The organism is Janthinobacterium sp. 75 (assembly GCF_004365495.1).
Lineage (GTDB): Bacteria > Pseudomonadota > Gammaproteobacteria > Burkholderiales > Burkholderiaceae_D > Janthinobacterium.
In genome coordinates this window covers 4,007,738-4,032,437 of record NZ_SORD01000001.1, presented here as the reverse complement: position 1 = coordinate 4,032,437, position 24,700 = coordinate 4,007,738, and the positions used below count along the sequence as shown (strand labels likewise).

Here is a 24,700-nt window from a genome sequence, read left to right as displayed (position 1 = left end):
TCCCATGAAAATCAAGATTATATGCGCCTTACTGGGCGCCTCCTTGCTGGCCTCAGGCATGGCGCAGGCGGACATCGTGCAGCGCCTGGTAGTGACAGCCATGGCGGCCGAGCCAGATAGCGAAGGCGGCGATGTGTACACTATTGCGGGCACGACGGCCTGCGGCGGCAAGCAGATACGCATGGATGCCCGCTCGGTGAACCTGGACGAGGCGCCTTACGACGCGCTGAAAGCCGATCTGGCCCGGCACATTCGCAACAAGACGCCCATGCGCGTCACCCTGAAAAAATGCCCGGAGGATGCGAGCGTACCCATCGTGCGCGACATCGCCGCCTGCACGCCAGCGGTCTGCGCCGATGGCCGGGCGCGGCTGTACCTGCACGACCGTTTCTTCCCCATCGAGCAAGAAAAAGCACCGAATGTGCTGCTGTTGCCCTTGCCGAAAGGCAAGCTGCCAGGCACGTGGAAAGTGGAGATTTATAGCGTCGCCGGCCACAAGCTGCGCCTGTCCGGCCAGGTCAACAAGGCCGATTATGCATCCGGGGAACTGGTGGGCGGCTATGTCACGTATTACCCGAACGGCAAAATCGAGAAACAGGTTGCGCAGGATGGGCAGGGTCAGCAGCACGGCATCGGCAGCAAGTACTTTCCCGATGGCACCCTGGAGTTGCGCGGTAACTGGCGCCATGGTTTGCCCGAGGGCGAGCACCAGCGTTATCACGCCACGGGCAAGCTGAGCGAGACGAGCAGCTACCGAGATGGCAAGCAACTCGACGGGCCCGTGCAGAAGTTTGATGAAAATGGCAAGCTGAGCAGCAGCTACACTTTGCGCGACGGCAAGATGGATGGCGAGATGCTCACGTACTTCCCGGATGGAAAAATCTCCAGCCGCGCGGAAATGCAGCACGGCAAGTTCAACGGCGTGAGCACGAATTACTACCCCGATGGCGCCGTGCGAGCCAGGATGACGCAGGTTAACGATTTACCCACGGGCGTGGCAATGGAATTCTATCCAGATGGCAAGGTGGAGAGCCGCCAGGAGTATGGCGACAAGGGCGGGCTGCTGAGCTTGCAGCGCTACAGCCCCCAGGGTGTGCTGGTGCTGGAAAGACGGTGGGATGCGCAATTGCGTGAACAAGGCACGTCGCGCTCGTGGTACGAGAACGGCAAGCCCGAGCAATCCATCGAGTACGTGAACGACCGGCGCGAGGGATGGAGCCGCAGTTGGCGCGAGGATGGCAGTCTGAAGAGTGAATGCCAGTATGTGGCCGGCAAGGCTCAGGGGGCTTGCGGCGAAGCGCCGCCAGCGCCGGAATTGTTGCGCAAGGAGCAGGCATGGCGCGCACTTTGAAACATTTATTTGGCGCCATGCTGCTGTTGCCGGCGCTGGCCAACGCCGAGATTGAGCAGCGGCAAGTAGTCACCGCGATCAAGGCGACGCCCGACGGCGATGTGCTGACCCTCGCCAGCGACAGCGGCTGCGGCGGCAGGCAGGTGCTGATGAATGCCGTTTCCGTGCGCCTGGATAAGGATCAGTATGTCGCCATGAAGCATCAATTGGCTACCTTGATCCGCAACAAGACGCCCTTGTTGATGCGTATCACATTCTGTCCCGCGCCAGGCAAGGTGGGAGGCGAAGCGGGAGCGCTCGCCATGCCCGAAGTTGGCAAGCTGGGCCGCTGCGAGCCGCAGGCCTGTGCCGACGGCAAGCCGCGTTTGTACCTGAATCACAATCTGTCGCGCGGCGAAGTCAAGGAACATGCGCGCTATGCGCTGGTCCTGCCGCTGCCGCCAGGCAGTACGCCAGGCACCTGGCAAGTCGAGGTTTATCATGTGCGCGAAGGCGAGCCGAAGCGTCTGACGGGTCTGGTCAACGATCCAGATTACCTGCGCGGCAAGCTGGTGGGCAACTACAGCATGTATTACCCGCATGGACAGCTGGAAATGCAGGTTGAGCAAGATGGGCGAGGCGTGCAGCAGGGGACGCAGACCCGCTATTACCCTGACGGCAAGATGTCCATACGCGGCACGTGGCGCAACGGCGTGCAGGAGGGGGAAGAGCAGACCTATCACCAGAATGGCAAGCTGATCGAGTCGCGCACCTACCGCAACGGCGCCCGTGCCGATGGTCTGGTGGAAACGTTCGACAAGGATGGCAAGCTGCGCACGCGCATGACGCAGGTCAAGGGCCAGACGGAGGGCGAATTGCTGCTGTTCTATCCGGACGGCACAGTAGAAAGCCGCAGCCTGTATGTGAACGGCATCCAGACGGGGCCGAGCACCAGTTATTTCCCGGATGGCAAGGTGCATCGCACAGGCAACTATGTCGACGGCAAGCCTGCCGGCGAAAGCGTCGAGTATTATCCGGACGGCAAGGTCGCCAGCAAGCGCACGCATAGCGGGCACTACGTCATGCGCAGCGAACAGCGCTTCAGCCGGGCCGGCGTCTTGATCGTGCAAAAGCAGTGGAATGCAGGTGGGCGCGAGGAGGGCGCATTGCGTTCGTGGTACGCCGATGGCAAGCCGCGCCAGCTGATCGAGTACGTGAATGGCGAACGCCAGGGCTGGACCCGGCACTGGCGTGCAGATGGCAGTGTGGAAAGCGAATGCCGCTATGTAGCTGACGAGCCCCAGGGAAAGTGCACTGGAGATTCAGCCAAAATGTCGTACACGGAAGATGGGATTGCGTTCGACATGCCGGAACCCTGACCAGGGAAAGTTATTGCCTTTCGATCCGTAATGCGTGGCCTGACTTTTTGCGACGCATGTACCGCTACTGGAAAGGACACTGGGGGGAGTTCAGACTTTGTCCCGTCGCGTCACGGTGCCGGTGGCGTCGTTTCGCGTATAAACACCGCTGCCAGCCTGCACCGGACCGTGGCGCACGGCTGCCTGCGCCGAGCAGGGCTTGTTGTGGTCGGCAGCTGTCTCCCCATAGCCGCCGTTCGAGTTTCGATGGCCACGGTCTGCTATGTAACGCTTACCGGCTGATGCCCACATGCAAGCTGACCGGATGCGTGGGAAGAGGCGCTTGCATAAAACCTGAAAAATCGCATCCAGCTCCTGTCAAGCTCAGCCGGCCGCTCGGCTTTCGTCACTGGGGACATGACTTTCTATCCGCGTGGAATCCCGTACACATCATTCAATGCGGTAAAGGCTGTCAAAGCCGCCTACCTCCACTGACGTGCTGTCTGCGCCACCAAGCAGCGGTAGACCCTGGCTCCATCCGGCTGCCAAGACCTGCACGTCACGCACAGGATCGGACGCCTTGGCCCTCTCGTTGCGGATGCGACAGGTTTCGGTATCTGTGGCGAACAACCCACGTGCGAAGACCCGGCCCTGTTCCGCCAGCCTTGCGGTTTTGGGAGCGCGAATTCTCGCAAACGCCTGGAAGATGTCTTCCAAGCCTCCACTTGCACCATCCAAACACCGGGCCAAATGCCACGCATCCTCAAGCGCCTGGCAGGCTCCTTGCCCCGACGTCGGCAACGGCGCGTGCGCCGCATCTCCCACGAGCAGCACATTTGCCCGGCTCCACGTGTGCAGCGGCTCCAAGTCGTGCACGGCAATCAGTCGGATGGCATCCGCCGGTGTCGCCTGGATGAGACGTGTGACAGGCTCAGGCCATTCCGCGAACAGGTCCTCAATTTCCTTACGCATATCCGCTGCAGGCGCCGCCATCGGCAATGGCCGTGCCTGCGCCGCCGCCCAGTAGACCAGATCCGGCCGGACCGGCACGCAACCGAAGCGCTTGCCCACCCCCCAGAAGTCTTGAATCGAAACATCGTTCACCAGCGCATGCGGCCCCTGCGCTACGCCAATCCAGTTCACAAAGCCTTGATAGATTGGTGTGTTGTCACCCGCGACAAACCTGCGCGCCACTGATTCCATGCGGCCGTCGGCCCCAATGAGCAGATCCGGGCGGACGCTCGCGCCATTTTCGAAATGGGCCACGGCTCTGCTATGAGTATCAAGCTCAATAGCCACCGCCCGGTGCCCGAACTCCACCGGAATCCCTGCCCGTGCCGCATGATCCAGCAACACCTCCTGCAGGTGCCTGCGCAGCACCGTGTAGGTCGGGTATCCCATCGTCCGGTCCAGCAAACCAATATCGAGGCCCCCCAGTGCATTTCCCGCAGCATCCTGGCGACGCATTGTCAGCGGTCTACCGCCAATGGCCTCAATGTCTTGCAGCAGTCCCAGTTCTTCCAGCACAAAGCTGGCATTGGGCCAGAGCGTCACGCCAGCCCCCATGGTTGCCGGCCCCGCCCGGCGCTCATATACGCGGGGACTGTACCCCCGCTTGCTCAAGGCAAGCGCCACGCTCAACCCTGCAATGCCGCCGCCAAGTATTCCGATTTCCATGCTAAAGCTCTCCTATTCAATCCGTCCCGACGTGCCGCCGACGGCGATTCATCGGACGAGATGGCATATTAAATTCCGCCACTGTGGAGTACTAGTATGTGAAAATGGATAGCTTTCATACCTTAATCGGGATAATAATGCGCAATGCCCTCGACCTGAATACAGTCCGTGTCTACGTGGCGGTCGTCGATGAACAAAGCTTTGCCGGCGCAGCACGCCTGCTGACCCTGCCATCTTCTAACGTTAGCCGCCACGTCGCCTCGCTGGAACGCATGCTGGGCGTCCGCCTGCTGGAACGCAGCACCCGCCACCTGCGCATGACGGAAGCTGGCAGGCTACTCTACGAACGCGCAAAACCCTTGCTCGACGCCTTGCTCTCCACCGAGGAAGAGCTTGGCGCAGTACAGCGTGAGCTGCGTGGCCCCCTAAGGATGTGCATGCCAGGCGAAGCGCCAAGGCTGCTAGCTCCTATCCTGGCCGAATTCTGTAGCCTCCATCCAGGCATCGAGCTTGAATGCGATACCCGGATGACCGGACTTGAGGTACTTCGAGAGGACGTCGATCTTTCAATCGTCTTCCACCGTGGCCATCAGGAGGACAGTACTTTCATCACCCGCGAACTCGCCACCCTGCCCAGCATCGTGGTTGCCGCCCCCACCTTGCTAGCCAAGACCGGCATGCCACACTATGTGCGCGAACTGAAGTCTCTACCGTGCATCACCACCCTCAGTGCGCTGAAAGGTCAGCCCTGGCAGTTTCAGAACGCTGCGGGAGAAATCGTCAAGGTGCCGGTCCGCAGCCGTTACCGCGTCAACAGCGGAGAACTGGCAGTGGCAGGCGCACGGCAAGGCATCGGCTTCGCGATTGTGGCGGCCTATCCCTGCCAGGAAGATCTTGCTACGGGCCGATTGCAGGAGGTACCACTGGACCTGTGTCCCGCGCCCCTGAAATTACTGGGGGCATACAGCCATCGCCATTCCGTGACCGCGCGTGTGCGGGCGCTGCTGGATTTGATACAAGTGCGGTTGGCTGGGTCGGTTAACCCTCCCGTGGACCCCATAACTTGTGGAACGGTCTAGGATCGAAGTAGTGCACTGGACTCAAAGTGGAGTTCTTCGGCGCAGAAGCAGTCGCTCGGTATGACTTTCTCAATGTCAGCTTTTGGCCGAACCCGGCCGTTCGGGCAGCATAGCAGGTTGTCAGGGTGAAAATCTAGCGGCTGCATCGTCAGGCTGGATTCGCCCCAAAGCGGACCTTCCAGCATCCATCAGGAACGGGCGGCCGCCAATGGCTTGGCGCCTGGATATCGGGTAACGAACGAATCGATGGCCTGCGCTGGCAGATTGATCAGAATCGTTCCACTACTATCCCAGCAAGCAATTTCGAACAAAGCACCTTCTAGCTGCGGCCCCGGTTCCGTGCCGTCCCAATATCGCGGGTTGTCCTCAACGCATGGCGCCGGAGTAGTTATCGGACGAAGCCCCTTCGGTACCGCACTAAACACCGCCCAGATAAACTGAATCTCGTTGGCAAGCAGAAAGCCTGCGAGTTCGTCGCCGGTGAACCATTGATCATCCAGCTTAAACCCCGGTGGCTTCCAGTTAGTTTCGATGTCGCTGACGTACCAGTCATAGTCTTGCGGCGCAATGTTGGCGGCCTCGAACACGTCGCGCATGTTGGTATACCAGCGGACCTGATCGGTTTTTTCCAAGATGAGATTTTTCATTTTTCCCTTTAGCCCTTGACCGTTGAAGGACCGGTTTTGGCCGATTGCCGTCGTCGGCAGTTTCCGCCCCAAAGCGGAAGTTCGAAATTATTCCTCATCACGCAATCGCGTCCGAGCTTTTGACAGCGCTTGACCATATTCCATATTAAATGGAGCTACTGATTTCTTCTCAAAAAAGCAGCACAGATTCCAGAGCGCTCTTTGTTCTGCTTGGTCTACTATGTTCAACTGGTCTGAATCAGAGTAGCGGCTCAACAGCTCAAATAACACAAGGGCTACGTCAGCAGTAAGTGTTATTCCCTCCAACCCTTCTATGGTGTCACGAGCTGCGCAGAAGCGCTGCCTTCGGGGATAATCAGGGCAAAGTCGTAGCCGTTGATCAGGTTAAACATTTCAATGTCGCCCCCCGCCAGTTTGCGCGAGCCTGGCCGCAGTGACCGCATATCAAATAGAGACCAGCTGCCGTCGGTGGCGCCTGCACTGGCCAGCAGATTGAAGGCCGGGCTGTCAAGTTCGATGTGTGCCGGCTGATATGGCTTGCGCGCTCCCGCGAATCTCAGTTGCGTACCCTTCGCCGCCAGCACGATCAGGTGCAGCGAGGTACGGCCCTGGCCTTCGGCGCGTTCAGCCAGAAAGTTGCCAATGTCACGATTGTTGAGTGGATTAATACCCTTGTATGCGTGATTTGCGCCGACCTTGACCACCAGCTTTTGCTCTTGCATGCCGAGGCGGGTTTCCAGGGTCCGCTTTAACAGCGTCAAACGTAAGCGGTTGGAGAGGTCGCGATCACCGGGCACTTGAGAGGCGCTTTTCTGATAGATGGCGCGGGTGGCCAGCAATGCATCGAGCAGCCCTAGCGCGGTTTGCTCTTTGGGGCCGGCAAGTAGCGGGCGCAACGAGGTCAGTTCCTCGCTTGGGGCCGACAGCATAAAGTACTCGAAGGGATTGCCGGTGGCTGCCGCCTTTTGAGATGCGACAGCTTCCATTTGACGCAAGGCTTCCAGCTTCGCGCGGGCGGCCGGATTAACCGGCTGGGCCAGCATCAGGGTGATCAGGTATTTGGCCGCCCCCACGAATTCCTGATCGATGCCCCAGTGCTTGAAGCGCGGTCCTGCGGCCAGGGCAAAGCCGGCGAGCATCTCTGCTTCCTGGCGCATGGTGTAGAAAGCAACGGAGTCTGGATAGGTGGCGTCGAATCTGGCGATAGCAGCAACCGCGTCGGGGCCCTTGAGTATCCCTTCGAGCGCGCTCGTCACGGCTGGACCATTTTCAGTTACCAAGGTCGTGAAGCCGGCAGGGGGCAAGGCATTGAAGTAGGCGGATGAGAATTGGGCGATCTCGGCGACACCGTGATCCTCGCCGAGGAGGACGTACTGCGCCTGGCGCGAAGCCTGTAGCAGCAGTGCCGCACCGGGTCCCGATAACGTGCCTTTGTCAACGGTGATAGCGAGCCGGCTGGCCGTGAGTTTTTCAAGGACGGCGGTATCGGCGACGGCCGAATCGGCGAAGCCGAGCGTCAGGGTGGCGGCAAGGAAGGCGAGACGGATGAACATAATAGTGTGGGCCGATCAGGGCGGTCAGTGAATGTATCAACAGTTTAACTGTCGCTTGCAACATCGGCTTCTGGCCGAAAGCTGCTATTGCCAGGTTCCGTTCCAAAGCGTACCGTTTGACCTCACGCTGAGGCCTATACGATCAAGTTATTTCTACCCGCACGCCGTTGTCATGGATGCGGCAACACCATTTCGCGGGTTTGCTCCACTCGCCATTGGCAGCAACGTCATTCAATTCAGCAGTGCCCTCGGCAAGCAAATACTCTTCGGTGCCATCGGCGTAGCAATTGTATTCATAAACAAATACCGGCAGGCCTTCACTAAGCAATACACTGGCACTCGTTGCATCAATAACAAGGTCGGTTTTTGATAGCAACACCACATCCGGTTGAACCAGTTCGTTGAAGTCCACTTGTATTCTTGGCTTTTCCATCGCTCTCATCGTAAGCGAAGCGTCATGTCAATCAAGTAATTCGTTGCGATGGCCGCTACTGGCCGATAGCGGAACACCGCAATGACTGATCGCACGATGCGCCTGCCTTCCGAATCAGGAGGCGGTTGCCTTGTTGTCTACCTGTGCGGCGGCGTCAGCACGCTGGCGATGGCCTTCGGCAAGGTTTCCGGATAATCACGGCTGAAGTGCAGGCCACGGCTTTCGCGGCGCGACAGGGCGCTGTTGACGATCATCGACGCCACGTCGACCAGATTGCGCAATTCCAGCAAGTCGTGCGTGATGCGGAAGTTGCGGTAGTACTCGTCGATTTCCTCTTTCAGCAGGGCGATGCGGTGCTGGGCCCGCTCCAGGCGCTTGGTCGTGCGCACAATGCCCACGTAATTCCACATGAAGCGGCGCAGTTCATCCCAATTGTGGGAAATCACCACTTCTTCATCCGCATCCGTGACGCGGCTTTCATCCCAGTCGGGCAAATACGGCGTGCCCAGCTTTTCCTTGCTTTCGATATCCTGTGCGCAAGCGCGGCCGATGACGATGCATTCCAGCAAGGAATTCGACGCCAGGCGGTTCGCGCCGTGCAAGCCGGTACAGGCCGTCTCGCCCACTGCATACAGGCCCGGCAAGTCGGCGCGACCGGACAGGTCCGTGACGACGCCGCCGCAAGTGTAGTGGGCGGCAGGCACGATGGGGATAGGCTGCTTGGTGATGTCGATGCCCAGTTCCAAACAGCGCGCGTAAATTGTGGGGAAGTGTTCGATGAGGAACTCGGCCGGCTTGTGGCTGATATCCAGGTGCACGTAATCGAGGCCGCGCTTTTTGATCTCAAAGTCGATGGCGCGCGCCACCACGTCGCGCGGCGCCAGTTCGGCCCGCTCATCGTGGGCCAGCATGAAGCGCTGGCCGGCCGCTGCGCCCGCTTCAGGCGGCAGTTTCAGCAAACCGCCTTCGCCACGGATGGCTTCGGTGATCAGGAAGGATTTCGCATACGGGTGGTACAAACAAGTCGGGTGGAACTGGATGAATTCCATGTTCGACACGCGGCAGCCGGCGCGCCAGGCCATGGCGATGCCGTCGCCGCTGGCCGTGTCGGGATTCGTTGTGTATAAATACACCTTGCCGGCACCTCCCGTGGCCAGCACCGTGTGCTCGGCGGCAAAGGTGTGCACCTTGCCCGTTTGCTCATCCTGCACGTACAGGCCGTGGCAATGCGGTTGCGCATTGCGCTGTGTCGGCTTCATGCCCAGCTTGTCGGAGGTGATCAGGTCGATGGCGCAATGGTGTTCGAACAGGCTGATGTTCGGGTGGGAACGTACCTTTTCTTCCAGGGTCACCTGCACGGCATGGCCCGTGGCGTCGGCCGCGTGGATGATGCGGCGCTGGCTATGGCCACCTTCGCGGGTCAGATGGAAGCCCAGTTCGGCCGTGGCGTCGCGCGTAAACGGCACGCCTTGCTCGATCAGCCATTCGATGGCTTCGCGGCCGTGTTCGACGATATAGCGCGTGGCGCTCTCGTCGCACAGGCCGCCGCCCGCTATCAGTGTGTCTTCGATGTGCTGCTGATGGCTGTCGCCCGAGTCCAGCACGGCCGCGATCCCGCCTTGCGCCCAGTTGCTGGCGCCATCGAGCAGCGCGCGTTTGGAAATGATCGCGACAGTGCGCGTCTCAGCTAAATGCAGTGCAACCGATAAACCCGCCAGGCCACTGCCGACAATCGCTACATCAAATTTCATGACATTCATCTCATTTAGGGGAAGCATACTATATGCCATTTCCCCTCATTCGGTAATGTGTTGAGATAAATTCTGCAAGCGAAAGATCGCCGGGGGCGTAGCTTGTGGCGCATCAATGTCCTCGCGGAACAGTTGGCCATCATGGCAAGACAGCAGCAGGTCGCCCTGTGCGCGGCGTGCCGCTTTTTGCCGCAGGAGGAACCATGATCCGCATCTTCAGCCATTATGTCTCGAAAACAGCGTTTATATTGCTGTTGCTGGAAATCATGATCCTGTTGCTGTCGGCCACCCTGACATCGATGCTGTGGCTGGCGGACGACAGCCGCCTGGTGCGGGTGGGTGAGCTTTACCTTTCGTCCACGATCTTTGCGCTGGTCATCGTGCTGAGCATGAGTGCGCTGGGCATGTACCAGCACCGCTCGCGTGAAGATATCCGCAACACTTTATTGCGCATCCTGCCTTCGTTCGCGCTGGGCTTTGCCGTGCTCAGCGTCTTGATCCGTTTCATCCCGTCCTTGCATTTCGGGCGCGGCAGCGTGCTGATCTTTGGCCTGGGCGCCATCGGCGTGCTGCTGGCGCGCCTGGTGGTGTTCAAATCCTCGCAATCGCCGCTGATGGAAGGCCGGCTGATCCTGGTGGGTGGCGGGGCACTGGCGCGCGAATGCATGGACTTGGCAGCGAGCAAGATCGGTTTCCACCAGTTTACGGTGGTCGGCTGCGTCGATGTGGCTGGAGAGCAATGCTGCGTGCCGGTCTCGGCCTTGCTGCCGGCCGAGCCGTCGCTGCTGGCCATGGCCCAGCGCCATGCGGCGCATGAGATCGTGGTGTCCGTCAGCGACCGGCGCAATGGGGCGTTTCCTGCCAAGCAGCTATTGGAATGCGCGCTGGGCGGCGTGAAAGTGATCGACGCGGCCACGTTTTTCGAGCGCGAAGCGTGCCAAATCCGCATCGATTCCTTGCAGCCCAGCTATCTGATCTATGGCGGCGGCTTCGACCAGAGTTTTTTCCGCGCCGCCTCGAAGCGCCTGTTTGACCTGGCCGCCAGCAGCGTCATCTGCCTGGCGGCGCTGCCCGTGATGCTGGTGACAGCACTGAGCATCCGCCTGGAAGACGGCGGCCCCGTTTTTTACCAGCAGGAGCGGGTGGGGCGCGACGGCTTGCCCTTTAAGGTGCTGAAATTTCGCAGCATGCGCTGCGATGCCGAGCGCGATGGCAAGCCCATCTGGGCGCTGGCCAATGATGCGCGCATCACACGGGTGGGCAATCTGATCCGCAAGCTGCGCATCGACGAATTGCCGCAAATGCTCAATGTGTTTCGCGGCGAGATGAGTTTTGTGGGGCCGCGCCCCGAGCGTGCCTACTTTGTCGAGCAACTGAAGCAGCAGGTGCCGTACTACAACATTCGTCATAGCATCAAGCCCGGCATCACGGGCCTGGCGCAGGTGCGCTATCAATATGGCGCCTCCGTCGACGATGCCGTGAAGAAGCTGCAATACGATTTATATTATGTGAAAAATAATAGCCTCTTCCTCGACTTGCTGATCCTGCTCGACACGGTGCAGGTGGTGCTGTTTGGCAAGGGCAGCCGATAATGCGGGCGCAATCGGCCTGGCTGGCGCAGACTGATGCGGCGGCCCTCAGCCACGGCCTCGCGTCGCTGGCCTTCTTCGCGCTGGCACTGCTATTCATCAGCAACTGGCGCGCGCGGCAAAACGTGCGCGCCTTGCTGCTCGCCTGCCTGGCGACGGGGGGCTGGGCCACGGGCACGGTGGTGCTGGTGCTGCTGGGGCAACGCATCGCGCTGGCCGGCGATGCGCTGGAGTTGCTGCGCACCCTGGCCTGGCTGGTTTTTTTGCTGCTGCTGATCGAACCGTCGCGGCCCCGCTTGCGTCTGGTGCTGGCCGGCGTCGCCCTCACGGCGCTGGCGCCCTGGCTGTTGTCCATGGCCTCGTCGTGGCTGGCGCTGCCTTTGCCGGCGCGTATCATCGCCAGTGTCTGCCGTTTGCTGCTGGCCGTGCTGGGCATGCTGCTGGTGGAGCAGTGGTACCGCAACACGCCGCCCTTGAAACGCTGGGGCATCAAGTTTGCCTGCCTGGGCGTGGGCGGCCTGTTTGCCTACGATTTCTATCTGTACAGCGACGCCTTGCTGTTTCGCGCGATCAACGATGATATCTGGGCCGCGCGCGGCATCGTCGACGCCCTGTGCGCCCCGCTGCTGGCCGTGTCGGCCGCGCGCAATCCAGGCTGGGCGCTGGGTCTGTCCGTCTCGCGCCAGATGCTGTACCGTTCGGCCGCTTTGCTGGGTTCGGCCATCTATTTGCTGGCCATGGCGGCCAGCGCCTACTACTTGCGCTATGTCGGCGGCACCTGGGGTTCGCTGATGCAGATGGCTTACCTGGGCGGCGCGGCCCTGCTGCTGGCGGGCGCGCTGTTCTCCGGCAGTCTGCGCGCCAAGCTCAAGGTCACCATCAACAAGCATTTCTATAACGCCATCTTCGATTACCGCGAAGAATGGCTGCGTTTTACGCGGGCCTTGTCTGAAGATGGCCCGGCCCTGGGCGAACGCACGATACAGGCCATGGCGCAGCTGGTCGAAAGCCGCGCCGGCGCGCTGTGGATAGTGCGCGAACAGGGGCAGTTTGCCCCGGCCGCCACCTGGAACTGGCCACCGAGCACGTGGAGCGAGCCGGCGACCGGCAGCCTGTGTCAGTTTCTGGAAGCGCGGCAGTGGGTGATCGACGTGCCTTACTGTCGGCAAAACCCGCGCCAGTACGGTGGCTTGCAGCTACCGCCTGCGCTGCTGGCGCTGCCCGACGTGTGGCTGCTGCTGCCCTTGATGCTGCATGGCCAGCTGTTCGCCTTTGTCGCGCTGGCGCGGCCCCGTACGCGTATCGGCTTGAACTGGGAAATCCGCGACGTGCTGAAAATTGCCGGCAGCCAAGCCGCCAGCTACCTGGCGCACCGCGAATCGCTCGACACCCTGACGGTGTCGCGCCAGTTTGACTCGTTCAACCGCATGTCCACTTTTATTGTGCATGACTTGAAAAACCTCGTGTTCCAGCTGTCCTTGTTGTTAAGCAATGCCGAAAAGCACCGCGCCAATCCCGCCTTCCAGCAGGACATGCTGGGCACCCTGGACCATTCCGTGCAGAAAATGAAGACCTTGCTGCAGAAGCTGGCGCGTGGCGAGGCGCCGGAAGCGCCGGCGCCGCTGCTGCTCGATGGCTTGCTGCGCCAGGCCGTGGCCGCCAAGGCCAGCCTGGCGCCGGCGCCCCGACTGGAAATTGTCGATGCCGAGCTGACGGTGCTGGCCAACCGCGCTCGGCTGGAAAGAGTGCTGGGCCATTTGATCCAGAACGCCATCGAGGCCACAGCCAGCGATGGCAAGGTGGCCGTACGGCTGCGGCGCGAGCAGCACACGGCCGTGGTCGAGCTCGACGATACGGGGCAGGGCATGAGCGAGCAATTCATCCGCGAACGCCTGTTCAAGCCCTTTGACACGACCAAGACGGCGGGCATGGGCATCGGCGTGTTCGAAAGCCGCGAATACCTGCGCGAAGTGGGCGGCAGCCTGGAAGTGCGCAGCGAACCCGAGGTCGGCACCAGGTTTCGCGTGATCCTGCCGCTGCACGCGGCCTAGCAAAGGAGTGCCATGGGCAAGCAAAAACTGCTGGTCATCGAAGACGATCCGGGCCTGCAAAAGCAGTTGCACTGGAGTTTTGACGGCTATGAAGTCTTGTTGGCGGGCGAGCGTGAAACGGCGCTGGCGCTGGTGCGGCGCCACCAGCCATCCGTGGTGACGATGGATCTGGGCTTGCCGCCGGACCCGGACGGCGCCACGGAAGGCCTGGCCACCCTGCAGCACATCCTCGCGCTGGCGCCGGACACCAAGGTCATCATCCTCTCGGGCAACCAGGAGCGGGCGCATGCGTTAAAGGCCATCGCCCTGGGCGCCTACGATTTCCACCAGAAACCGTTCGACGCCGACATGCTGGGCCTGGTCATCGCCCGCGCGTTCTACCTGCACGCCATGCAGCAGGAAAACCGCCGCATGCTGCAGACGCAGGCGGACTCGCCGCTGGCCGGCATCGTCAGCCGCGATCCGGGCATGCTGAAACTGTGCCGCAGCGTGGAAAAAGTGGCGCCCTCGTCGGCCAGCGTGATGCTGCTGGGCGACTCGGGCAGCGGCAAGGAATTGATTGCGAAGGGCTTGCATGCACTGTCCAGCCGCCATGCGCAGCGTTTTGTGGCCATCAATTGCGCGGCCATCCCGGAAAACCTGCTGGAAAGCGAGCTGTTCGGTTATGAGCGGGGAGCATTTACGGGCGCGGCGCGGCAAACCCTGGGCAAGATCGAGCTGGCTCACGGCGGCACCTTCTTTCTCGACGAGGTCGGCGACATGCCGATGGCCCTGCAGGCGAAATTGCTGCGCTTCCTGCAGGAAAGAGTCATCGAAAGGGTGGGCGGGCGCGCCGAGATCGCCGTCGACGTGCGCATCGTCTGCGCCACGCACCAGGATTTGAAAATGCTGGCGGAACAGGGGCGTTTCCGCGAAGACCTGTTCTACCGCCTCAGCGAAATCGTCTTGCGCATTCCGCCCCTGCGCGAACGAGCTGGCGATGCAGCCTTGCTGGCCCACCATTTCAAGAACAAGTTCTGCGCCAGCGAGGGACGCAGCAACCTGCATTTCAGCGCGGGCGCGCTGCAGCTGATCGAAAGCCATGGCTGGCCCGGCAATGTGCGCGAGGTGGAAAACTGCATCAAGCGCGCCGTCATCATGAGCGACGGGCCGCAGATCGCGGCCGACGATCTGGGCTTGTCCGCCAGCGCCCAAGCGGCGCCCATGGAAGAGGCCATCAACCTGCGCCAGGCCCGCGAAGCGGCCGAATACAAGGCCATGGTGCGTGCGCTGGCGCGGGCTGACGGCAATATCGCCCGCGCGGCTGACTTGCTGGGTGTGAGCCGGCCCACCTTGTACGACCTGATGGGCCATCACGGCATCAAGTAGCCGCAGGATACTGATATGAATTGAATATCAAGTTTGTGTAAGGCGTCGCACATACGCTGACGCCGCCATGGCGCATCCTTGTCTCATCCACAACAAGGAGGCGCCATGAATGCGATCAGTTTATTAATGCAGGACCACAAGGCCGTCAAAGCCTTGTTTGCCCAATATGAAGGCTTGAGCGACCGCTCATTCGCCACCAAGAAAAAGTTGGCCGACCAGATCTGCCAGGAATTGACCGTGCACACGCAGCTGGAAGAAGAAATCTTCTACCCGGCCGTGCGCCGCCCCATCCACGACGGCGATTTGATGGATGAAGCCGTCGTCGAGCACGCGAGCGCCAAGGAACTCATCGCGCAGATCGAAGCGATGGATCCCGCCGACGACCTGTACGACGCCAAGGTCAAGGTGCTGTCCGAACAGATCGAACACCACGTCAAGGAAGAAGAGGGTGACATGTTTCCCAAAGTGCGCCATACAGCCGTCGACCTCGATGCGCTGGGCCGGGAAATGGCCGCGCGCAAGGAACAGCTGAAGGGCGTGGCCACCTGAACGGCTTAAAAAAATCAACAACCAAGGGAGAATTCCATGCAAGCTACACAATTGTCCGTGTCGGACCTGAACAATCCGGGCGTATCCTGGGGCGCCGTGCTGGCGGGCGCTGCCGCTGCAGCCGCCTTGTCCTTCATCCTGCTGATCCTCGGCGTGGGCCTGAGCCTGTCGTCCGTGTCGCCGTGGTCGTTCAACGCCACGGCCATCGGCGTGTCGACCATCGCATGGCTGGCCTTCATGCAACTGGCCGCGTCCGGCATCGGCGGCTACATGGCCGGCCGTTTGCGTGTGAAATGGAGTTCCATCCACACGGATGAAGTGCATTTCCGCGATACGGCGCATGGCTTGCTGGCCTGGGCCGTGGCCACCCTGATCACCGTGGCCGTGTTGGCCGGCGGCACGCGCGCCGTGCTCAGCGGCGCCATCGATGCGGGCAGCGGCGTGGCGGCGGCAGTGTCCCCGGCCGCAGCGGCTGGTGCTGGCGTGGCTGCGTCCAAGGCGGGCGAGGGCGGCAGTGCCGTCAATCCGCTCGATTACTTCTCGGACATGCTGCTGCGCGCCGCACCCGCATCCGCTGCCGTCAGCGGCGCGCCCATGCCAGCATCTGCTGGCGTCACGCTCGCCGACCAGCGCGTGGAAATCGGCAAGATCTTTGCAACGGGCCTGTCCACGGGCAGCCTGGCCGCCGATGACCGCGCCTACCTGGGCCAGGTCGTGGCCAGCCGCACGGGCTTGACGCAAGCTGAAGCAGAAGCGCGAGTCGACGCTGTCTACGGCCGCGCCGCCAAGGCCGCCGCCGATGCCAAGGCAAGTGCCCAGCAAGCGGCCGATACGGCACGCAAGGCCGGTGCCCACACGGCCCTGTGGATGTTCGTCGCCTTGCTGCTGGGCGCTTTCGTCGCCAGCCTGGCCGCCACTGTTGGCGGGCGCCAGCGCGACCATGAGCGCGTGCTGCGCCATGTGACCATTTAAATCATCCATTTCAATCTAGGAGACTGCCATGCGTTCCATCCTCTTGCTGCTGCTGGGCATTCCATTGCCCATCGTCATACTGATCGCCCTGTTCGTGCACTAACAAAGCAAGAACCGGCGCCCGCCGCAAGGTGGGCGCCGGTTTTTGCGTGAAAGCGGCCGCATGTGTAAGATGGCGCCATCTTTCCACCGAGACTATCCATGAATGTGACCGCCATCCGTCCCTTGCTGAAAACCGCCGCCATCGCCGCTTTTACCTGCACGCTGCTGGCCTCGTGCTCCACCCTGATCGGCCCGCGCGACGTGAATGTGTCGCTGAGCAAGATGCAGCAAGGCCTGGAGCGCCGCTTTCCCATCGACAAGCGCGTGTTGTCCGTGCTGGACGTCAAGCTGACCCACCCGCAACTGTCCTTGCAGCCCGAGCGCGAGCGCGTGGCCCTGAGCGTGGATGCGAGCGTCTTGCCGCCGTTCATACGTCAGAGCTGGCGCGGCAGCCTGGCCATGTCGGGCCGTCTGGTGCTCGACGCCCAGCGCAATGCCGTCTACCTGAGCGAAGCGAGCGTGGACAAGGTAAGCATCGACGGCATGGATGAAGCGCAGCAGCGCCAGTTCGCCAAGGTGGCCAGCCTGGTGGCCGACCAGCTCATGCATGAAACGCCGATCTACACCTTCAAGCCCGATGAATTGCGCTACGCGGGCGTGCAATTCGTGCCCACGCAGATCAGGACCACCGGCAATGGGCTGACGGTGACGTTCGAGCCGGTGAAATAGGCTAGACCTCGAACGCTGGCGAGCTGATTTGCGTTGCCGTGTTATTGCGCGGCGTCGCCTCTTCGTGGAACAGGTCAGCCAGGTATTCGCACAACGCATCGGCTTGAATATCGTCCGGAATAATGAAATCGGCGGGCCGGCGCTTGCCTTCCGTGCCGAGATAGAATGCGCGCCATGCTCCCGGATTTCCCCGGACGGCAATCAGCGTGCCGAAAATATTGAATCTGCATTCCTGCATCAAGCTGCTCCATTTCCTTGCTCAAGTTTGACATTTGTTGTGCTATAGTAATATTTACTTATATAGTAACATTTACTTATCCAAGGGCGGGCAATGGTCAATATCAGCACGGCGGGAATCCAACCCGGGGCACTGTCTGCCGCGGAAGGCAGCAAGGTGTCATCAGGCAAGGCAGCATCGGACAAGGCCCAGACAACCCAGGCGCCGGCCGGCGCTGGCGCCGTGGCGGACGATGTCGTGATTTCGACCCTGGCCGGGCGCCTGGGGAAGGCTGCCACGGCCACCAGCGCCACCATCCGGGGCTTCGATCATGCGGCGCTGGGTCGGTGGGTGAATGACAATACCGATGACATCCTGTATCCGCTGGACGCCGAACACAAGGCGGCCGCGGCAAAGCAGGTGCCGCAACCGAATGACGCGGCATCGGCAAAGTCGGCCGCCGCCGCCACCGCTTATGTCGACAGGAAGGGCCCCAATCCGTTTGCCGGGCTTTCGCGCGAGCAATTGTCCGCCATTTCGAACGATGACAGCGGGACATTTACCATCAACGAGCGGCGTGCCGCCTTTATGCAGGCGTATCAGGAAGAAGAGGCCTGGCGCACTCAAGTCGTGGCGCAAGCCATGCATGAATACAATACTACCGGCAAGACGACCAATTTCTTCAAGTCGGTGCTCGCGCATTTCAATGCATTGCCCCAGCTGGAACAGTCGCAATATCCCGCCAATTATGCGAGCGACCTGGAAGACAAGATCAAGCTCGATTTTAACTATTTCAATCATGCGGCCGGCAATGGGGGGCCAACGCCGGGTTCGCTTGCAGACATGCTGAAAAATCAGGATAGAAAAGGCCTGGATCTGTTTGATCTCCTGGGCCGCTGACCTCTGGAATTGTTCAACTGTCATTGTTGCCCGCAGGCAGGCCGACTATAATCCTGCCTCCCATGCCTGGACACAGCATGTTACCCAACATGAAGTTAAAACAATTAAAGGAATCTTCGTGAAACGTTCACTCATCAGCGCCGCTTGCTGCGCCTTGCTCGCCTTATCTTCGCCATCGCTGTACGCCCAGCAAGGTGCTACCGCCGCCGCGCCAGTCTCCGGCATCGACCTGAAAACCCTGGACCCCGCGGTCAGCCCCAAGGATGATTTCTACGGCTACGTCAACGGCGTGTGGACCCGCAATACGGAAATCCCGGCCGACAAATCCGTCTGGGGCACGTATATCGAATTGCGCGAAATCGCGCAAGGCCAGCTGCGCGGCCTGATCGATGCCACCGTCAAGAACCCCGGCAAACCCGGCAGCGAGGCGCACAAGATCGCCGACCTGTACACGAGTTTCATGAACGACAAGGCGCGCGATGCGGCCGGCTTCAAGCCCCTGCGCACCGAGCTGGCCCGCGTTGCTGCCGTAAAAGACAAGAAGGACTTGCCAGCGCTGTTCGCTTACCTGCAAGGCAATGGCGTTGCCACGCCGTTTTCCGCCTATGTGGCGCCCGATGCGCAAGATCCCGAGCACTACACGGTCAACATCAGCCAGTCCGGCCTGGGCTTGCCTGACCGCGACTACTATCTGAAGGAAGACGACGCCAAGCTGCAAGCCGTGCGCGCCAAATACCTCAAGCATATCGAGACCATGCTGGCCATGAGCGGCGACAAGGGCGCCGTTGAACACGCGGCGCAGATCCTCGATGTCGAAACGCGTCTGGCGGCCGTGCAGTGGACGCGCGTGCAGATGCGCGACCCCGTCAAGTCCTATAACCGCGTCGACTTCGACAAGTTCGCGGCACTGGCGCCGGCCTTCGACTGGAAAGCCTACTTTGCCGCAGCCGGCCTGGCGCCGAAAGCCTCTTCGGCCGTCGTGCGCCAGCCCAGCTTCCTCAATGGTTTTTCCGAGGCTGTGGCTGCCGTGCCGCTGGCATCGTGGAAGAGCTATCTGAACTGGCGCATCATCGAAAGCTATGCGTCCTACCTGGACAGCGCCAGCGTCAAAGAGCGTTTTGCGTTCGACGGCACGGTGCTGCGCGGCGTGCCGCAAAGCGAACCGCAGTGGCAGCTGGCGCTGCGCTTCACGGATAACGCCATCAGCGACGCCGTCGGCAAGCGCTACGTGGACATGTATCTGCCGCCGGAAACGAAGCCGCGCGTGATGGCCATGTTCGACAATTTCGTCGCTTCGTTCAAGGATGGCATCGAGCAGCTCGACTGGATGGGCCCGGAAACCAAGAAGGAAGCCCAGCTCAAGCTGGCCGCCTTGAAGCCGAAGATCGCCTATCCGGATACCTGGCGCGACTACAGCAGCATGAAGACGCAGCCAAACGACTTGATCGCCAACGTGCGTGCGTCGCGCGCGTGGAGCCGCCAGCAAAACCTGGACAAGCTGGGCAAACCCGTCGACCGCGACGAATGGTCGATGACGCCGCAAACCGTCAACGCCAGCTACAGCCCGGCCCTCAACGCCATCACGATTCCCGCCGCCATCCTGCAGCCGCCATTTTTCAATGTGAAAGCGGAAGATGCCGTCAATTACGGCTTGCTGGGCATTACTTTCGGCCATGAAATCAGCCATGCCTTCGACGATTCGGGCAGCCAATATGATGCCAAGGGCCGTTTGCGCAACTGGTGGACGGCAGAGGACCGCACGGCCTTCAAGGCGCTGGCCGCCGGTCTCGTCAAGCAATACGGTGCCTACAGCCCCGTGCCTGGCTACCACATCAATGGCGAGCTGACCCTGGGTGAAAACATCGGCGACAATTCCGGCCTGTCCATCACCTACAAGGCCTATCAGCGTTCGCTCGGCGGCAAGCCATCGCCCGTACTCGACGGCCTGACGGGCGAACAGCGCCTGTACATCGGTTTTGCGCAGAAATGGCGCGCGAAACTGCGTCCGGAAGCGGCGATTGCCCAGATCAAGAGCGACCCGCATTCGCCGGGCGAATTCCGCGCCAAGGGCACGGTGAAGAACCAGCCCGGCTTCTATGAAGCGTTCGGCATCAAGCCGGGCGACCCGATGTATCTGCCGCCCGAGCAGCGCGTGATCATGTGGTAAATCATGTGGTAAGCCCGTAGGGCAGTCGGGCAAGCGCGCCGGGGACTATTCCTTGGCGTGGTTGAGCGTGTACCGGGGCAGTTCCACGGTCAGGTCTTCCTGGCTGACGCGTGCCTGGCACGACAGGCGGGAATGGGGCTGCAAGCCCCAGGCCTGGTCAAGCATGTCTTCCTCATTGTCGCCCAGTTCATTGAGCGAGTCGAAACCCTGCACCACGACCACGTGGCAGGTGGAACAGGCGCCCACCTGGCCGCAGGCGTGTTCCATGTCAATCTTGTTGAGCAGCAAGGCGTCGCAAATGCTCATTGTTTCTGGCGCGTCGAACACTGCGCCGTCGGGGGCCAGCTCGGGATGGGGCAGGACGGTAATTTTTGGCATGCGGGGTTCTCCTCGGTTATCCTTCAATCCCGTCACCTTGGACCTTCCCGCCTTGGCAAGGTCAAGCCCCTGCGCGATCCTGTCCGACGATGCACGCATCCAGATGGTCGAGCAATTGCAGGAACACGCGTTTATCTGCAATGTGATTCATCGTGGCACTCGTCAATACATCGCTGGCAGCCGCCGTCACGGCCTCCTTGGCCGCTGCGCAGGCGGCATGCAGTTGCGCGCTATCCAGTTCCAGCAGCGCCGTGTCGATGCCTGCGTGCGTGAAATCGAAGGCATCCATGCCGCAGCAGCCGGCCACGCAATGGGTTTCCAGTCGGCAAATTAGTGGCCACAGCCCGTCCAGCAGGGCATCGATGTCGCCGGCCTGATCATAGCGCTCCCCGATGTCGATGCATTCGATCCAGGCATCATCGGCGATCTGGATATCGTATTGGCGCTCGCGTTGAGTCATTTTTCAACATTCTCCTGGTCATTAGCATCGCATTATAAAAAAAACCGCCCGAAGGCGGTTTGCTTGCATCCGAGACGGCGCGTCAGCTAAATAAGCTAGATGAAGTAGATCAGCGCGACCACACCCACGACGAGGGCCACGCGGGTAATTTGATACGCGGTCTTGTTCCACGCCTTGAAGCGGCGGCGGTACTGGCCCATGGTCCAGGAAATCTGGAACAGTTTGCTGACACCGCCCACCTGGTCGCCCAGTTCGTTTGGCGAGGCGGCGGCCGTCATCAGGGTGCGGCCCAGCCAGCGGTTCAGACCTTGCGCCCAGCGGTAGCGCATCGGGCGCTCGATGTCGCAGAACAGGATGATGCGGTCGCTGTCGGCATCGTTACGGGCCCAGTGTATATACGTTTCATCGAACATCACGGCCTGGCCATCGCGCCAGCTGTGGCGTTCGCCATCGACGTCGATGAAGCAGCGGTCGTCGTTGGGCGTCTGCAAGCCCAGGTGGTAGCGCAGCGAACCGGCGAACGGGTCGCGGTGCGGGTTGAGCTTGCCGCCTTGCGGCAGTTCCGCAAACATGGCTGCCTTGATCGAGGGAATCGATTGCAGCAGCGCATAGGTTTGCGGGCACATCTGCTGAGCAGACGGGTGGTTCGCGTCATACCATTTCAGGTAGAAACGCTTCCAGCCATATTTGAAGAAGGAATTGAAGCCCACGTCATTGTTCTTTTCCGCCGCTTTGATCTTTTTCATTTCCTGCATGCGCAGCGCTTCATCGCGGATGATCTGCCAGTTCTGCTGCAGCGGCGCCAGTTCGGGAAATTGATCGACGGAAAGATATGGCGTGGCCGGCACCTTGGAAAAGGTATGCATGAACAGGTTCAGCGGCGCCATGAACGAGGAGTGATCGAAGATCTGGCGGCGAAACGGCAGGCGCACCTTGCCACGAAAATGAATATGTAAAACAGAAAACACAAAAATGCCCAGCAAGGCCCACTTCATACACAACCTCGTTTTTTAAGAATGGGGCAATTATAACCAGTTAATGCCACCGCTACCCCCTGCGACGGTGAAGGAAAGATGAAGCTGCGCGTGCGCGCCGCCTGCCCTACAATGGTTTTTTCTCCACACTTATCCGAGGTAACAATGGAAATCTGGCACGCACCGCTCGACCTGGCCACCCTCAACGCCGCCTGTGTAGGCACGGCCATGCGCCACCTGGGCATTGCATTCACGGCCTTCGGCCCCGACTGGATCGAGGCGACCATGCCCGTCGACCACCGCACCATGCAGCCGTTCAAGCTGCTGCATGGCGGCGCTTCCGTGCTGCTGGCCGAAACCCTGGGCAGCATGGCCGCGAATGCCTGCCTCGATTCCAGCCGGCAAGTGAGCGTGGGACAGGAAATCAACGCCAACCACGTGCGCGGCGTGCGCGGTGGCCACGTGACGGGGCGCGCCACGCCGATACACCGGGGCCGCAGCAGCCAGGTGTGGGAAATCCGCATCGTCGACGATGACGGCAAACTGTGCTGTATATCGCGCATCACCATGGCCGTCATCGACGCGCCTTGACTTGCATCAAAGCAATAAAAGTGAGCGCGTGAAATCATCCATAACGCTGTTCGCTTATAATTCAGTGTGCTGTTGTGTGGCGTGGGGTGTCTCCCGCATGCCTGCATTGCCCGAATATTAGAAGCTGACTGCCCAAAAAACGCCAGTTGGATACTGATATTGCTCTCTACGCAATATCGGCAAATGACGGTGAGCAGATCGCCCGGTTCCAGCGGAGCCGGCAAAAATCAACTTTATTACAGGGCAATAATAACAATGATGTCATTCAATCGTTTGACGATAGGCGCACGCCTGAGCGCAGGTTTCGGCTTGCTGGTGGTATTGATGCTGGTTCTGGCTGCCTTCGCGCTGCTGCGCATCGCTGCCATCTCCGGTGCCATGGACGCGCAGGACAAGGTACAGCAGGAAAAACTCGACCCGCTGTACGTGGCGCGCGAAGCGCTGGACCAGACGGGCCTGGCCGCCCGCAACGCGTATATCTTTCATGATCAGGCCGCCGCCGAAAAAGAGCTGGCCATCCTCGACAGCCAGAAGGCGCTGTACCTGGAAGCGCTGGCCAGGCTGGCGCCGAAATTCGCCGGTGACGCGCAATTCGAGAAAGTCAGCACGGGCCTGAAAACCATGGCGCAGGAATTGCAGCGTCCGCGCCAGTTCCGCGCCACGGGCCAGATGGACCAGTACGGTACCTTCCTCGTTGAGGAGTGCAGCCCCTTGCGGCGCCAGATCGTCGCCGACATCGATGCGGTCCTGAAAAACGTGCAGCACGAATCGGAGCAAGCCAGCGTGGCCGCGCGCGCCATCTACGGCCAGTCGCTGCGCTGGATCGGCGTGCTGGCCGCGCTCAGCGTGCTCATTTGCATTGCGGTGGCCACCGTCATCACGCGGGGCCTGCTGCGCCAGCTGGGCGGAGAACCGGCGTATGCGGCTTCGATTGCCGGGCGCATCGCGCTGGGCGAACTGGCCATCGACGTGCACACGCGCCAAGGCGACGATAGCAGTTTATTATTTGCCATCAAAACCATGCGCGACAACCTGGCCGCCATCGTCGGCAAGGTGCGCCACGGTACGGAAAGCATCGCCACGGCCTCGACCGAGATCGCTACGGGCAACCGGGATTTGTCGCAGCGCACGGAGCAGCAGGCCGGTTCGCTGGAAGAAGTGGCGTCGTCGATGGAAGAACTGATCTCCACCGTGCGCCAGAATGCGGACAACGCGCAGCAGGCGAACCGTTTGGCGCGCGAAGCGTCCACCGTGTCGGAACAGGGCGGCAAGGCGGTGGCCGAAGTGGTGCACACCATGGGCTTGATCAATGCCTCGTCGAACAAGATCGTCGACATCATCGGCGTGATCGACAGCATCGCCTTCCAGACCAATATCCTGGCCTTGAACGCGGCCGTGGAAGCGGCGCGCGCCGGTGAACAGGGTCGCGGTTTCGCCGTGGTCGCCACCGAAGTGCGCAGCCTGGCGCAGCGTTCGGCCGCCGCCGCGCGTGAAATCAAGACCCTGATCGACGATTCCGTCAGCAAGGTGGGCACGGGCACGGTGCTCGTCGAGCAGGCAGGCGCCACCATGCATGAGGTGGTGGCCGGCATCGGCAGGGTGACGGGCATCATGGCCGAGATCAGCCACGCCACGCAGGAGCAGGGCGCCGGCATCGAACAAGTCAACCGCGCCATCGTCGACATGGACCGCGTCACCCAGCAAAACGCGGCCCTGGTGGAACAGGCGGCCGCCGCCGCGCATGAGCTGCAGCAGCAGGCAGCCCAGCTGGAACAGGAAGTGGGTATCTTCAAACTGGCCCAGCCGGCCAACGCTCCCTTGCGCCTGGCGGCCTGAGACCGTTCGCGCAGCAGCGCGGCGCGCCAGCTGCCATATTACGCGCTAC

At 61.0% G+C, this 24,700-nt stretch carries 22 protein-coding genes; 13 read left to right on the top strand and 9 right to left on the bottom strand.

Annotation, left to right across the window (positions count from 1 at the left end):
* Window positions 1–4 precede the first annotated feature (4 nt).
* Both C8C89_RS18420 and C8C89_RS18415 read left to right on the top strand, forming a co-directional pair.
* Window positions 5–1,351 carry a toxin-antitoxin system YwqK family antitoxin gene (locus tag C8C89_RS18420; RefSeq protein WP_133991628.1) on the top strand — a complete coding sequence of 449 codons (1,347 nt, stop codon included), beginning with the start codon at window positions 5–7 and terminating at the stop codon, window positions 1,349–1,351.
* On the top strand, window positions 1,336–2,709 hold the full coding sequence (locus C8C89_RS18415; protein WP_166674790.1) for a toxin-antitoxin system YwqK family antitoxin: 1,374 nt from the start codon (window positions 1,336–1,338) through the stop codon (window positions 2,707–2,709). Before C8C89_RS18420 ends, C8C89_RS18415 begins: the two co-directional genes overlap by 16 nt.
* A gap of 429 nt (window positions 2,710–3,138) precedes the next feature.
* Here C8C89_RS18415 and C8C89_RS18410 read toward each other — a convergent pair whose 3' ends face one another.
* Entirely contained in the window at window positions 3,139–4,365 is a 1,227-nt protein-coding gene (locus C8C89_RS18410) for an FAD-dependent monooxygenase (protein ID WP_133989997.1), read from the bottom strand.
* Between the two features lie 137 nt (window positions 4,366–4,502).
* Here C8C89_RS18410 and C8C89_RS18405 point away from each other — a divergent pair, with 137 nt between their 5' ends.
* Window positions 4,503–5,444, top strand: coding sequence for a LysR family transcriptional regulator (locus C8C89_RS18405; protein WP_099419983.1), 942 nt, complete (start codon window positions 4,503–4,505; stop codon window positions 5,442–5,444).
* A 188-nt stretch (window positions 5,445–5,632) separates the two neighbouring features.
* On the opposite strand, the gene C8C89_RS18400 is transcribed toward C8C89_RS18405, so the two are convergent.
* The 4 genes from C8C89_RS18400 to nadB form a co-directional block, all read right to left on the bottom strand.
* Entirely contained in the window at window positions 5,633–6,091 is a 459-nt protein-coding gene (locus C8C89_RS18400; RefSeq protein WP_133991624.1) for a hypothetical protein, read from the bottom strand.
* Window positions 6,092–6,402: 311 nt separating this feature from the next.
* Window positions 6,403–7,644 carry a hypothetical protein gene (locus C8C89_RS18390; protein ID WP_133991622.1) on the bottom strand — a complete coding sequence of 414 codons (1,242 nt, stop codon included), beginning with the start codon at window positions 7,642–7,644 and terminating at the stop codon, window positions 6,403–6,405.
* Between the two features lie 142 nt (window positions 7,645–7,786).
* Window positions 7,787–8,077 carry a hypothetical protein gene (locus C8C89_RS18385; RefSeq protein ID WP_133991620.1) on the bottom strand — a complete coding sequence of 97 codons (291 nt, stop codon included), beginning with the start codon at window positions 8,075–8,077 and terminating at the stop codon, window positions 7,787–7,789.
* Window positions 8,078–8,214: 137 nt separating this feature from the next.
* Window positions 8,215–9,828 (bottom strand): L-aspartate oxidase, encoded by a 1,614-nt coding sequence (nadB, locus tag C8C89_RS18380; RefSeq protein ID WP_101481197.1) that lies wholly within the window; start codon window positions 9,826–9,828, stop codon window positions 8,215–8,217.
* A 203-nt stretch (window positions 9,829–10,031) separates the two neighbouring features.
* Between nadB and C8C89_RS18375 the strand changes: the two genes are divergently transcribed.
* The 6 genes from C8C89_RS18375 (at window position 10,032) to C8C89_RS18350 (ending at window position 17,128) form a co-directional block, all read left to right on the top strand.
* Window positions 10,032–11,420 carry a TIGR03013 family XrtA/PEP-CTERM system glycosyltransferase gene (locus C8C89_RS18375; protein WP_133991618.1) on the top strand — a complete coding sequence of 463 codons (1,389 nt, stop codon included), beginning with the start codon at window positions 10,032–10,034 and terminating at the stop codon, window positions 11,418–11,420.
* The gene (gene prsK / locus C8C89_RS18370) at window positions 11,420–13,468 is read left to right on the top strand and encodes an XrtA/PEP-CTERM system histidine kinase PrsK (protein WP_166674789.1); all 2,049 of its coding nucleotides are present in this window, start codon (window positions 11,420–11,422) and stop codon (window positions 13,466–13,468) included. Before C8C89_RS18375 ends, prsK begins: the two co-directional genes overlap by 1 nt.
* Window positions 13,469–13,480: 12 nt before the next feature.
* Window positions 13,481–14,836 (top strand): PEP-CTERM-box response regulator transcription factor, encoded by a 1,356-nt coding sequence (gene prsR / locus C8C89_RS18365; protein WP_133991614.1) that lies wholly within the window; start codon window positions 13,481–13,483, stop codon window positions 14,834–14,836.
* 105 nt (window positions 14,837–14,941) lie between these two features.
* The gene (locus tag C8C89_RS18360; protein ID WP_133991611.1) at window positions 14,942–15,385 is read left to right on the top strand and encodes a hemerythrin domain-containing protein; all 444 of its coding nucleotides are present in this window, start codon (window positions 14,942–14,944) and stop codon (window positions 15,383–15,385) included.
* Window positions 15,386–15,421: 36 nt separating this feature from the next.
* Window positions 15,422–16,357: a hypothetical protein gene (locus C8C89_RS18355; protein ID WP_133991609.1), complete on the top strand. Its 936-nt coding sequence runs from the start codon at window positions 15,422–15,424 to the stop codon at window positions 16,355–16,357.
* A 201-nt stretch (window positions 16,358–16,558) separates the two neighbouring features.
* Window positions 16,559–17,128, top strand: coding sequence for a DUF1439 domain-containing protein (locus C8C89_RS18350; protein ID WP_101481203.1), 570 nt, complete (start codon window positions 16,559–16,561; stop codon window positions 17,126–17,128).
* A gap of 1 nt (window position 17,129) precedes the next feature.
* Here the strand turns inward: C8C89_RS18350 and C8C89_RS18345 are convergent, their stop codons facing one another.
* Entirely contained in the window at window positions 17,130–17,366 is a 237-nt protein-coding gene (locus tag C8C89_RS18345; protein WP_101481204.1) for a hypothetical protein, read from the bottom strand.
* 156 nt (window positions 17,367–17,522) lie between these two features.
* Between C8C89_RS18345 and C8C89_RS18340 the strand changes: the two genes are divergently transcribed.
* Together C8C89_RS18340 and C8C89_RS18335 are read left to right on the top strand one after the other, a co-directional pair.
* On the top strand, window positions 17,523–18,245 hold the full coding sequence (locus C8C89_RS18340; protein ID WP_133991607.1) for a hypothetical protein: 723 nt from the start codon (window positions 17,523–17,525) through the stop codon (window positions 18,243–18,245).
* Between the two features lie 118 nt (window positions 18,246–18,363).
* Complete coding sequence (locus C8C89_RS18335; protein ID WP_133991605.1) at window positions 18,364–20,412, top strand: M13 family metallopeptidase; 2,049 nt, start codon at window positions 18,364–18,366, stop codon at window positions 20,410–20,412.
* Between the two features lie 45 nt (window positions 20,413–20,457).
* Here the strand turns inward: C8C89_RS18335 and fdx are convergent, their stop codons facing one another.
* From fdx to lpxO, 3 genes are all read right to left on the bottom strand, one after another.
* A complete protein-coding gene (fdx, locus tag C8C89_RS18330; RefSeq protein ID WP_133991602.1) occupies window positions 20,458–20,790 on the bottom strand; it encodes an ISC system 2Fe-2S type ferredoxin in 333 nt (110 codons plus the stop codon).
* Between the two features lie 61 nt (window positions 20,791–20,851).
* A complete protein-coding gene (locus C8C89_RS18325) occupies window positions 20,852–21,250 on the bottom strand; it encodes a DUF6331 family protein (RefSeq protein WP_133991600.1) in 399 nt (132 codons plus the stop codon).
* Window positions 21,251–21,345: 95 nt separating this feature from the next.
* Window positions 21,346–22,245, bottom strand: coding sequence for a lipid A hydroxylase LpxO (lpxO, locus tag C8C89_RS18320; RefSeq protein ID WP_101481209.1), 900 nt, complete (start codon window positions 22,243–22,245; stop codon window positions 21,346–21,348).
* A 144-nt stretch (window positions 22,246–22,389) separates the two neighbouring features.
* Between lpxO and C8C89_RS18315 the strand changes: the two genes are divergently transcribed.
* Together C8C89_RS18315 and C8C89_RS18310 are read left to right on the top strand one after the other, a co-directional pair.
* Entirely contained in the window at window positions 22,390–22,815 is a 426-nt protein-coding gene (locus tag C8C89_RS18315) for a hotdog fold thioesterase (RefSeq protein ID WP_133991598.1), read from the top strand.
* 255 nt (window positions 22,816–23,070) lie between these two features.
* Window positions 23,071–24,651, top strand: coding sequence for a methyl-accepting chemotaxis protein (locus tag C8C89_RS18310; protein ID WP_133991596.1), 1,581 nt, complete (start codon window positions 23,071–23,073; stop codon window positions 24,649–24,651).
* Window positions 24,652–24,700 lie beyond the last annotated feature (49 nt).